Origin of the sequence: Microcoleus sp. S28C3, assembly GCF_036700785.1 — a bacterium.
GTDB lineage: Bacteria > Cyanobacteriota > Cyanobacteriia > Cyanobacteriales > Microcoleaceae > Microcoleus > Microcoleus asticus.
On record NZ_JAUBPO010000054.1, the window covers coordinates 40765 to 51221 of the forward strand.

Consider the following 10457-nt stretch of genomic DNA (forward strand, 5'->3'; position numbering starts at 1 on the left):
TTGTAATCTGTAGGGCTATATTTCCCAACCTAGCAGGGGATTTGAACTTTTGCCGTCTACCCTCAGATTGATATGAAGAGTATTTTTGGCGATCGCCTCGGCAGCGTACTGTCTCGCTTTGAGTCATCTAATTTTATAGGAGCTTTCAATCGGGTCAAATACAGTAGGGAAACGGCAGTGCCGTTTCCTGACGGGTATCTGCGATTTTGAATAATAATTGATTGGTAAAAATTTGATAATTGTAGCAAGAGTTTTTAAAATTGATATTAATTCGGCCTTCCTTTGCTTCGCCGGAATATGATATTGTTTGCGATCGATTCATTTGTCAATTGTTTGCAGTGCTTCGCGATCGCACTGACAGGAAATTGTAGGGGTAGATAATTTCACCTCAAAAAACCTCCACTCTTGCAAGAGTGGAGGTTTTTTGAGCGAATACTTTGGTTTGAAATAACTATTTGACGATCGCGTTTTGGACTTGTTCGATCGCAATTTCAGAACTCAACTCGGCAACTGGCGAAACTGGCAAATCCAGCTCGCCGCCTGGAGCTTCTGGGTGTTCGCGAACGGCTGCAACCGCATCTGCTGACTCAGCTACAGCACCCGCCGCCGCCAAATCGAGCAACGCCGGAACTTCCAGGTATTCAGAAACACCTGCATCTGCGATCGGATTGATCGGCTCTTCAAAAACTTCAAAATTATCGGTCATCGCAGCGCAAGCAGCAGAGGCGCGCTTGCCGGCACGGTAGCTCATGTAGGCCGCACCGCCACCCAAAACTCCAGCCAAACCTAGGAAACCGAGAGCTCCTGTTTTGTAGGATTTCCACGGATTCATTCGCTCCGAGCCGCCGGAACCTAGGAGCGTTGTCGCAGAACCTGATTTAGTCGCCCCAGATTTGCTGTAGGAACAGGGGTAAGCAGATGCGGCGTCACCGATGGCGATGCTGCTTGCGATCGCGACGACGGAAGCAATGCCAGCTAACACTTGAAACTTCTTCATGGTGTTCTGGAGATTGTAAAGGATAATTAAAAAATTAATGGTAACAGCTCTTTACAAATGTATCAACTCTGCGCGCCTTCCAAATCGCGGATCGATCGCAAATGTCAACTATAGCCTGACGCAATTCAAATTTAAAATTGCCAGCTTAAAAATCTGCAATGGTTGCTCTGTAAGCGTTTTGAGTAACATAACCGAAGAAGTTAAAGTATTGTGAACCAATATGCGCGATCGCGCCAAAATTAGAAAATCTGAGGTGAGACAGTAGAAAATTTAGTTACAGACTGGCAAACACTTGGTGACAAACTACTTTTAAGGCTACTTTTGAAAAGGCTTAGTTATTGGAAAAACTCTTATTTTTATGACAGACAGCGGGAATCAAGGCATTGAGCGAGCCCCTCGCCGATTGTTGGTGACGGGCGGGGCTGGATTTATCGGCTCGAATTTTGTGCATCACTGGTGCAGCAGCTATCCGGGCGATCGAGTAGTCGTGCTCGACGCTTTAACCTACGCCGGAAACAGACAAACCCTGGCAACTTTGGAAGGAGGAGAAAATTTTCGGTTTGTGCAGGGGGATATTTGCGATCGTACCCTAGTCGATACCTTGCTCAAAGAAGAAAACATCACCACAGTTGCCCACTTTGCCGCAGAATCCCACGTTGACAGGTCAATTATCGGGCCCGCCGCCTTTGTTCAAACAAACGTTGTCGGAACCTTCACGCTTTTAGAAGCCTTCCGCAAGCATTTTGAAGCAATTGATGAGCCCTCTCTCAAAGCAGAAATGCGCTTTCTCCACGTTTCTACCGACGAAGTTTACGGCAGTCTCGGCCCCGATGACCCAGCCTTCACAGAAACAACTGCCTACTCGCCCAACAGTCCCTACTCAGCCTCCAAAGCTGGCAGCGACCACCTCGCCCGCGCCTATTTCCACACCTACGGCGTCCCGACAATTATCACCAACTGTTCCAACAATTACGGCCCCTATCACTTCCCAGAAAAGCTCATTCCATTAATGTGCATCAATATGCTATTGGGCAAACCGCTGCCAGTTTACGGCGACGGTCAAAACGTGCGAGATTGGCTCTATGTTCTCGACCACTGCCGCGCTTTAGATGTCGTTATCCACCGTGGCCAGCCTGGGGAAACCTACAATGTTGGCGGCAACAACGAGGTAAAAAATCTCGATTTAGTAAAAATGCTGTGCCAGCTAATGGACGAATTAGCTGAGGATTTACCCGCCCGTCCTTGCGAACAATTGATCGCATTTGTCAAAGACAGAGCCGGGCACGATCGGCGTTATGCTATTGATGCCAGCAAAATTAAAACAGAGTTAGGTTGGACTCCCTCAGTAACAGTTGAAGAAGGTTTACGACAAACTGTGGAATGGTACTTAGCCCATCGCGAGTGGTGGGAACCCCTGCTTTCCGAGGAATATCAAACTTACTACCGGAAAGTCTACTCTAATTAATCTACTCCTGGACGCACTGGCCGCGAGAAACCGGAACGGGTAAAAATCCGGTTTTCAAGCTCAAGAGTGCGTCCAGAAAGGTTTTTGTCTTGCCTTCAAGCTTTACATTTAAACTCCTGGCGCAGAAACTGGGTTTGACGGAGGAAAATATTTCGTGGAGTGCGATCGGTCAGAGTAAAAAAACCCGCTTGCTTTGGTATGAGCGCCTAACTTCAGATTTAATTAGGTGGAATTAAATATCACAAAAATTCACTTTTGTCAATTTTTGTGAAGATTTACTTAATAATCATCCCAAAGGCATAAATTCAAGTGTTTGTGGCGGATAATTTGTATAGAGTTACCAGATTGAGAAAGCATTTTAGAAGCTTTTAGTAAAAACAAAAAGCAGCAATGACCGAAATAAACTCGCTCAAGCACATCCAAGAACCTAAATACTGGCTGTTAGGCATCGCCTCCGGTTTGATAGTCTTACACCTAACTCTGACCTCCAGAACCAACGACACTGACCTGTTCGGTACAATGTTACTGTTTTGGGGAGTCGTAGCATTTCTCATTTGGGAAAGGCACGAATCCTTAACTTTTGAAAGTGGAATTTTCGCCAGCTTCTTTGGGTCATCGTTAATTGCTTTAATATTGCTCAAAAGTTCGTCGATATCGGGATACGACTTTTTTATCAGAGCAACACCTTTTTTGTCGGGAATCAGTCTAGCATTGCTGGCTTCCGGCACAAAAGGACTGAAACAATATTGGCAGGAACTTCTAATTCTTGGCTATACAGCGATTCCTCCCGGGTTGATCGGAGTCTTCGTTGATGTCGCCAAATTAACAGCTAAATTTTCAGCTTTCATCCTGCACTATCTAGGCTTTGAAGTTGTGCGGAAAGGGGTTTTCCTAATCTTGGAAAAGGGCAGTGTAGAAGTGTATCACGGCTGTTCGGGGGTGAATGCGATGCTACAATTGTTAGGAATGGCTCTGGTTTTCTTGCTGATGTTTCCTACAACACTTGGTCAGAAAATTGTACTGCCACTCGTGGCAATAATTATTGCATTTGTAGTGAATGCAGCGCGAGTTGCTCTCATGGCAGTGCTGGTATCGCTATCTCAACCCCAAGCATTTAAATACTGGCACGAAGGAAATGGTTCGGTAATCTTTTCGATGATTGCTGTATCTATTTTCGGGTTATTCTGCTGGTTTGCTATTTTGAAAGACCAACCCCAAAATAAGGAAGAACAGAATTGCTAATGGCTATTACCTCTTGGAAACCAGTTAGGCTTTCCCTGTTGGCTATTACTTTGGGAGGGGTTTTGTTGGTTGCCGGGAAATTGGTTTTCTATCCATCTGCCGGCAACACTCTGGCAACCCCGTTTGAGTTTCCAGAGTCGGTGCCTCTAGGCGATTGGAAAATGCAAAAGAGCGCGCCGCTGAAACTTAGCGACAATTCAGAATTCAAAGCTGCCAGGAAATATGAATATCAAAAAAATAGCATGGCTCTAGAAATAGAGATGCGCTATGCGGTAAACACCATTGGGGATGTGGAAGGTATGATGAAAGGACATACTGTTCTCAAGTCGTCTCCTGGTAAACTAGCATTAGTAAACACTCAAGGCGCGGGGTTTCACGGAATTTTGCAACAGCAAAATCGACTGTATTTGAGTTCGTGTATCAATCCTAGCGGCGGTGCTACAGTCACTTCCCAACAGTTTAGATATAATCGAAATACTCGCGATTGGAACCCGAACCGCATTCTGTTTTGGTTGTTGGGTCGGGGAAATATTCAAGACCGGCGCTGTTTGTGGACTCAGATGTCTGTGTCTTTGGATAAAACAAATCCAGAAGATGCAAAAAAAATTCTAGAGAATGCTTGGGTTTCTTGGTATGGGTGGTGGCAGCCGCGATTTCCCGAGCCTTGAGTCGAGTCAGTCGATTTTAGCTTTTAGATTTTAGATTTACTCCACAGGTGAATTTGGAAGCTTTAACAAGAGTCTAAAATTTTTGACTCTCCACGAGAATAGTACGTGGCACGGTATCCGTTTTTGGGCGGCGTCAAGAGAGATTTTTCTTAACAACAACTCTGATTATTTTATGAATGACGTACAAAACGAGCAAGGTTTTTCTATCTACAGGCTGCGTTGGATTGGGTACGGTCTATTAATTCTGTCTGTATTAGATACGATTGCAGTTCTTATACCAGCAAATTTTGGCAATCGCGTCTGGGAATTGCAGACGATTGGGGCTGTAGTGGAACGGGTGCCAGTTCCTTTACTGGCAATGGCGCTGATATTTTTTGGAGAAGGGTACGACCGCAGAGGTTTGGAAGACCTTTTTTTGAAGGTTTTGTCTTGGGTTTGTCTGCTGCTAGGTCTGGTTTTTCTGTTGATGCTGCCTTTGGGAATTTTTGGTACTATCTACGTCAACAACCAAAACAACCAGCAAATTACTACTCAAGCAAACCAACAATTAGCTCAGTTGCAGCAGGTGGAAGAACGGCTGAATAAGGGTACTCCTGAAGATTTAAGGAATTTGGCGGGGGAACTTACCCGTTTGGGGGTACAAGCGGATGCGCAAAACCCACAGCAATTGAAGGAGCAAATTCTTTCGAGAATTACTCCGGCTAAGGAACGGTTACAGACGCAAAGCGCTGCGGTTCAGTCAGGCCAGCGCTTGGGGTTATTTAAAAATGCTGTTAAGTGGCTGCTGGGCGCGCTGATTTCTAGTGTTTTGTTTTTTACACTGTGGCGCGGTACTGACTGGGCTCGGTAGTAGTTTTGAGTTGTTAGTTTTCAGTTAAATGTAAGGTGGGTAATGCATTTGTGTCAACAACCAGGTCCAAGGTAGTATCAGACTTTTGTGTGAGGATTAGTGCCTAGATCCCCCCTACCCCCCCTTCCGAAGGGGGGGACAAGAGCATTTGCGTCACCCCCTACTCCCCTTATTAAGGAGATTTAGGGGGAGCGAGACTCAGCTACAAGCGAGCTATATGGACATAACTAAAAACAAGTTAGTATAGTTTAACGCGCTACTTTGAAATTGGAATAGTCCGACTTTTAGTCTTAATATAAATAATTTTTGTTTTAGCATCCCGTTCAAGGCTGGGAGTTCTCGATGTTTTGTTATAATAGTCTGCATCCTCTAAATAGTCTAAAGGACTAACCGCGTAGCAATCACAGCGGATACCGAAGCGATCGCATTTGCCAATTACATAAAAATTATCGTTGTCCATTGCTATTCTCAAGCCTAAGTTGTATCTGTAATCGTCAAATTCTGCACTGGTAAGGTGCTCATAGTTGACAAATAACTGTGAAAAAACACTCGACACCGCGATCGCCAAAGCTAGCACAGACAACCCAATTGTAGCCCAGGTAGTAGAGGATTTTGTCTTCTGCGTTGGTTCACAAAGCGGAACAACCATGAGAATCAACACCAGCAGCAAAATTATGCCAGTCAGCGGTATGCCTGCATGGTTGTAAAAAAGCACTGCCCAGTAAAAAACAGCGATCTTGTCGATTGGCACATCACTTTTCAAATCGCCTTGCAAGTTAGCTGGTTCCTGTCCTAAAAACCCAGATATGCTAATCGACACTGCCAGCACCAGAGCACCGATACCGAGCAACATTGTCCAATTTTGCCAGCCAGTTTTTTGTGTCACTTTTGAGTTTTACAGTGGATTGTAGAATGGATTAAGAATTTACAGCTTATTCCACGTTTATGAAGGACACCGCGCGATCGATCTATCCCCGTCCACAGGAGGGACACTCCAAGAGCCGTGTCCCTACAAACCTGGAATAAGCTGTAAATGCTGGCTGAGGGTATTTTCTAGTTTTTCGGCAATGCCTTCAACCCAGTTTTCATCTTGTTTTGTATAGCTGCGGGGCGCGTTAGCACCTAAAATTAAAACGCCTTGATTGTGGATGGGCTGACAGATGACTCCTTGAGTGTTTTCTGGCAAATAGTCAAATTCAATTTTGCCGGGATAAATATTGAGATTTACTAAATAAATTGGCTTGTTTTTGTCAAAGACTCGCTGCAAAATTGGCCCTGGTTTGACTTCTGAATTGACGCCTAAAATGCCGCGTCGCAATAGGACTTTTCCTTGATACAAAATCACGATCGACCTTGTGGCGGTATTTGTCAACAGCAAACGCGACGCCCAGGCTAATTCTATTTTGACAGCATCCGGCAAATCCGGCGCAAATTCAAAACCTTCTTCGCCGATAAGTTTTACGGAATCCGGCGATCGCGCTTGCACCTGCTGCCACAGCAAACCTGTTAAAATCAGCAGAGCGCTGATAATTACTCCTAAAGCGTCCGATCGAGCTTGAGAATCTGTAATTTGCTCTGTCAGCAAGCGGTTGACCATTAGCAGCGTACCTGCTAACCCTCCTGCAACTAAGGGCAATTGCCGCAAAACTTTATTGGGATCAGATTTAGTCATTAGTCATTAGTCATTAGTCATTAGTCATTAGTCATTGGTAATTGGTAGTTGGTAATTTAACTAATGCCAACTGCCAACTGCCAACTGCCAACTGACTTTATCCTACTTCTCCAATTTCGACAATTCGCTGGAACAGATAGCCGGTGCCGCGGGCGGTGAGAATTAATTCGGGATTGCTGGGGTCGTCTTCCAACTTTGCCCTAAGCCGCGAGATGTGAACGTCCACTACACGGGTGTCTACGTGGCGTTCTGGCGTGTATCCCCACACTTCCTGCAAAATTTCCGATCGCGAAAAAGGCTCTCCAGAACGGCTCACAAGCAGTTCTAACAGGCTGAATTCCATGCCCGTGAGGCGAATTCGTTCGTCGCCCTTGTAAACTTGGCGCTTGTTGGTGTCAATCCTAATATTGGTGACGTGGATGACTCCGGAACTAGGAATGCCCGATGCGCCGTTTTTGTCAACCCTCCGGAGTACCGAACGGATGCGGGCTTCAAGTTCTTTGGGAGAGAAAGGTTTGACGACGTAATCGTCGGCGCCCAATTCTAAACCGGTGATGCGATCGGCTACGTCTCCCAAAGCAGTTAGCATGATGATAGGCACGTCTGACTCTTTGCGCAACTCCTGACACACGCCGTAACCGTCGAGCTTCGGCATCATCACGTCCAAAACCACTAAGTCGGGTTCGGTGTTGCGAAATGTTTCGAGAGCTTCTTCGCCGTCAGCAGCGGTGACGACATCGTAGCCAATCATGGAAAGGCGAGTCTCCAGAATGCGGCGGATACTGGCTTCGTCATCGACTACCAGAATTTTTTCTTTATGATTTTCCAAGTTACCGAGCACTCCTTAAGTTACATTTCAGATAATGTTAATTTTTTGTACCCTATCATAGAAGACACAAATTGAATCATGTGTGGGGAGCGGTCTGAAAGCTTGATAATTGCTTTAACTCAGACTTTTCTAAATGTTAGGGTGACTATTTATCATAGTAAACAATGCCTAAGCCTCGAATACAATATATTTGTCGGGAATGCGGGTATGATTCACCACAATATTTTGGCAGGTGTCCTAGCTGTCAGAAGTGGGATTCTTTTGACGAGCAGGTAGAACAACCTACTGCTGGTGTGTCGCGGGCTGGTTTAACAGGGGTGACAACTAAGACAGCGGGCGGTTCGCCTCCTGATAAGTCGAAGGGTCAACCAAGGGTATCTTTCAGATTATCGCAGATTGCCGACCAAACTCAGTCTCGCTGGCCTTCTGGTTACGGGGAGCTCGATCGAGTTTTGGGAGGCGGGATTGTTCCCGGATCGCTGGTGTTGATTGGGGGGGAACCGGGAATCGGGAAATCGACCCTGCTGTTGCAGGTGGCGAATATGTTGTCCCGCAAGGATCGCATACTGTATGTCAGTGCGGAGGAGTCCGGCCAGCAGGTGAAGTTGCGATCGCAGCGTTTGGGCGTGGCTAATCCGGTTGAATTGTCAAGCAACGGCGGGCATAAATCCGGCAGCAACGGGGAAGCTAAAAAGGATTCCGAGGACAATTCAGCGGAGAATTTCTATTTGCTTCCAGAGACGGATTTAGAAGTTGTCTTGCGGGAGTTGGAAGCGCTGAAACCGAATGTGGCGGTGATTGACAGCATCCAAACTATTTATTTTGCTAGTTTAACATCGGCTCCGGGTTCGGTGGCTCAGGTGCGGGAATGTACTTCGGCTTTGATGCAGGTTGCGAAAAGGGAAAATATTACTTTATTTATTGTCGGTCACGTTACGAAAGATGGAGCTTTGGCCGGGCCGAGGGTTTTAGAACATTTAGTAGATACTGTACTTTATTTTGAGGGCGATCGCTTTGCTTCTCACCGACTTTTGCGATCGATGAAAAACCGTTTCGGCGCTACTCACGAAATCGGCGTTTTTGAAATGGTAGCGAACGGTTTGCGAGAAGTAGATAATCCGTCGGAGTTGTTTTTAGGCAATAAAGATGAATTTTCGCCCGGTACTTCGACGACTGTTACTTGCGAAGGAACTCGACCGATTTTAGTAGAAATTCAGGCGTTAGTCAGCCCTGCGAGTTTTGGTTCGCCGCGCCGCACTACTACTGGTGTGGACAACGCTAGATTGCAGCAAATTTTAGCTGTTTTGGAGAAAAGGGTGGGGATTCCTTTATCTAAATTAGATGTGATTTTGGCGACGGTGGGCGGGTTGAAGGTGGACGAACCGGCGGCGGATTTGGCAGTTGCGATCGCCGTTGTGGCCAGTTTTCGCGATCGGGTAATCGATGCGCGCACTGTTTTGCTCGGAGAAGTGGGTTTGGGGGGACAGGTGCGGCCCGTTTCGCAATTAGAGTTGCGGCTGAGGGAAGCGGCGAAATTGGGTTTCAAAAGGGCGATTATTCCTAAGAATCAACCGGTGCCGGAGTTGGGGATGGAGATTATTCCGGTGGCGAAGGTAATCGATGCAATAATTGCAGCGATTCCGGCTACTCCCGCTCAGTTGCAGTCGGTTGATTTGGAGGAAGAGGATTTGTTTAATTGAGTTAGAATTGTGATGTTATAAATTGATAGTAAAGAGGCAAGAATTATGTATCAAGTAGACATTATTGAGGCCAAAGAAAAGCTTCTGGAATTAATCGAAGCGGCGATGAGAGCGGAAGAAATTGCGATTACTCAAGATAACCAGCCTGTTGTAAAATTGGTAGGAATACCCAAACAAGTTAAACCCAATCGGCAAGCAGGAAGTGCCAAAGGAATGGTTTGGATGTCCGATGATTTTGACGAACCGCTAGAAGAGTTTAAGGAGTACATGGAATGAGGTTGTTGTTGGACACTCATGCCTTTATTTGGTATACGACAGACAGTTCGAGACTCACCGCAACAGGGCGATCGCTAATTGACAACGGAGAGAACGATATTCTCCTCAGTACAGCTAGCGTCTGGGAAATGGCGATCAAACATAGTATAGCCAGGCTAACTTTTAGTAGGCCTTTCATGGAGTTTATCAAGCAGCAGATCGCAGTTAATAGAATTGAGATACTGGAAATAACTTTCGACCAAATTGAGGTTGTGGCTTCACTGGCTTTGCATCACCGTGACCCATTTGACAGGCTGATAATTGCACAATCTATGGCAGAACAGATACCGATTTTGAGCGTTGATGCTATTTTTGATGCTTATGCGATCGCGCGGGTGTGGTGAATTAAGTTAGTTTAAAAATAAAGAGGCGAAGATCAAACAATTTAAAATCATCATTGAAAAACATTCCGAGGGTTATGTAGCCTATCCCCTTGGTATCAAAGGTGCCGTAGTTGGTGAAGGTGACACCTCTGTAGCAGCGAATAGCTGATGTCAAGTCAGCTATTCGCTGCTACATGGAAGTATTTGGCAAAGAAACAAGGGAAAACGAATCACCTGCGATCGAGACTTTTTTAGTAGAAGCAGAGGTGGCTATTTAATGTCAAAGTTTCCTGTCGATGCTTCTAAAAGACAAGTCATCATACCAATTCACTATGAAGGTACACTAAAATCTAGGGTAAAAGTAGAGGAAATCCAATATGGCGAACAAACTTCAGG

At 45.7% G+C, this 10457-nt stretch carries 12 protein-coding genes; 8 read left to right on the forward strand and 4 right to left on the reverse strand.

The window, feature by feature from the left end:
• Positions 1-72: 72 nt before the first annotated feature.
• Positions 73-210, forward strand: coding sequence for a hypothetical protein (locus QUA13_RS17295; protein ID WP_333200394.1), 138 nt, complete (start codon positions 73-75; stop codon positions 208-210).
• A 241-nt stretch (positions 211-451) separates the two neighbouring features.
• Here QUA13_RS17295 and QUA13_RS17300 read toward each other — a convergent pair whose 3' ends face one another.
• Complete coding sequence (locus QUA13_RS17300; RefSeq protein WP_333200396.1) at positions 452-997, reverse strand: hypothetical protein; 546 nt, start codon at positions 995-997, stop codon at positions 452-454.
• A 358-nt stretch (positions 998-1355) separates the two neighbouring features.
• On the opposite strand from QUA13_RS17300, the gene rfbB reads away from it, so the two are divergent.
• The 4 genes from rfbB (at position 1356) to hpsJ-A (ending at position 5222) form a co-directional block, all read left to right on the forward strand.
• Complete coding sequence (gene rfbB, locus QUA13_RS17305) at positions 1356-2462, forward strand: dTDP-glucose 4,6-dehydratase (RefSeq protein WP_333200398.1); 1107 nt, start codon at positions 1356-1358, stop codon at positions 2460-2462.
• Positions 2463-2852: 390 nt separating this feature from the next.
• Positions 2853-3704: a cyanoexosortase A gene (crtA, locus tag QUA13_RS17310; protein WP_333200400.1), complete on the forward strand. Its 852-nt coding sequence runs from the start codon at positions 2853-2855 to the stop codon at positions 3702-3704.
• A complete protein-coding gene (locus QUA13_RS17315; RefSeq protein ID WP_333200402.1) occupies positions 3704-4372 on the forward strand; it encodes a cyanoexosortase A system-associated protein in 669 nt (222 codons plus the stop codon). Before crtA ends, QUA13_RS17315 begins: the two co-directional genes overlap by 1 nt.
• A gap of 172 nt (positions 4373-4544) precedes the next feature.
• On the forward strand, positions 4545-5222 hold the full coding sequence (gene hpsJ-A / locus QUA13_RS17320) for an HpsJ-like protein, cyanoexosortase A-associated (protein ID WP_333200404.1): 678 nt from the start codon (positions 4545-4547) through the stop codon (positions 5220-5222).
• Between the two features lie 256 nt (positions 5223-5478).
• Here the strand turns inward: hpsJ-A and QUA13_RS17325 are convergent, their stop codons facing one another.
• The 3 genes from QUA13_RS17325 to rpaB form a co-directional block, all read right to left on the reverse strand.
• Positions 5479-6108: a hypothetical protein gene (locus tag QUA13_RS17325; protein ID WP_333200406.1), complete on the reverse strand. Its 630-nt coding sequence runs from the start codon at positions 6106-6108 to the stop codon at positions 5479-5481.
• 123 nt (positions 6109-6231) lie between these two features.
• Positions 6232-6894 (reverse strand): cofactor assembly of complex C subunit B, encoded by a 663-nt coding sequence (locus QUA13_RS17330; RefSeq protein WP_333200408.1) that lies wholly within the window; start codon positions 6892-6894, stop codon positions 6232-6234.
• A 97-nt stretch (positions 6895-6991) separates the two neighbouring features.
• Positions 6992-7723 (reverse strand): response regulator transcription factor RpaB, encoded by a 732-nt coding sequence (gene rpaB / locus QUA13_RS17335; protein WP_071587789.1) that lies wholly within the window; start codon positions 7721-7723, stop codon positions 6992-6994.
• A gap of 164 nt (positions 7724-7887) precedes the next feature.
• Here rpaB and radA point away from each other — a divergent pair, with 164 nt between their 5' ends.
• From radA to QUA13_RS17350, 3 genes are read left to right on the forward strand one after another with little or no spacing between them, the layout of a single operon-like run.
• The gene (gene radA, locus QUA13_RS17340; RefSeq protein WP_333190268.1) at positions 7888-9423 is read left to right on the forward strand and encodes a DNA repair protein RadA; all 1536 of its coding nucleotides are present in this window, start codon (positions 7888-7890) and stop codon (positions 9421-9423) included.
• A gap of 45 nt (positions 9424-9468) precedes the next feature.
• Complete coding sequence (locus tag QUA13_RS17345) at positions 9469-9699, forward strand: type II toxin-antitoxin system prevent-host-death family antitoxin (protein WP_333200410.1); 231 nt, start codon at positions 9469-9471, stop codon at positions 9697-9699.
• Positions 9696-10082 (forward strand): type II toxin-antitoxin system VapC family toxin, encoded by a 387-nt coding sequence (locus tag QUA13_RS17350; protein WP_333200412.1) that lies wholly within the window; start codon positions 9696-9698, stop codon positions 10080-10082. The genes QUA13_RS17345 and QUA13_RS17350 overlap by 4 nt, the downstream gene beginning before the upstream one ends.
• Positions 10083-10457: the final 375 nt, after the last annotated feature.

Excerpts from the sequence above, each read along its gene's own strand:
- QUA13_RS17330 (WP_333200408.1), bottom strand. The coding sequence starts at position 6,894 with ATGACTAAATCTGATCCCAATAAAGTTTTGCGGCAATTGCCCTTAGTT.
- radA (WP_333190268.1), top strand. The coding sequence starts at position 7,888 with ATGCCTAAGCCTCGAATACAATATATTTGTCGGGAATGCGGGTATGAT.
- QUA13_RS17345 (WP_333200410.1), top strand. The coding sequence starts at position 9,469 with ATGTATCAAGTAGACATTATTGAGGCCAAAGAAAAGCTTCTGGAATTA.
- QUA13_RS17295 (WP_333200394.1), top strand. The coding sequence starts at position 73 with ATGAAGAGTATTTTTGGCGATCGCCTCGGCAGCGTACTGTCTCGCTTT.
- QUA13_RS17350 (WP_333200412.1), top strand. The coding sequence starts at position 9,696 with ATGAGGTTGTTGTTGGACACTCATGCCTTTATTTGGTATACGACAGAC.
- hpsJ-A (WP_333200404.1), top strand. The coding sequence starts at position 4,545 with ATGAATGACGTACAAAACGAGCAAGGTTTTTCTATCTACAGGCTGCGT.
- QUA13_RS17315 (WP_333200402.1), top strand. The coding sequence starts at position 3,704 with ATGGCTATTACCTCTTGGAAACCAGTTAGGCTTTCCCTGTTGGCTATT.
- rfbB (WP_333200398.1), top strand. The coding sequence starts at position 1,356 with ATGACAGACAGCGGGAATCAAGGCATTGAGCGAGCCCCTCGCCGATTG.
- crtA (WP_333200400.1), top strand. The coding sequence starts at position 2,853 with ATGACCGAAATAAACTCGCTCAAGCACATCCAAGAACCTAAATACTGG.
- QUA13_RS17300 (WP_333200396.1), bottom strand. The coding sequence starts at position 997 with ATGAAGAAGTTTCAAGTGTTAGCTGGCATTGCTTCCGTCGTCGCGATC.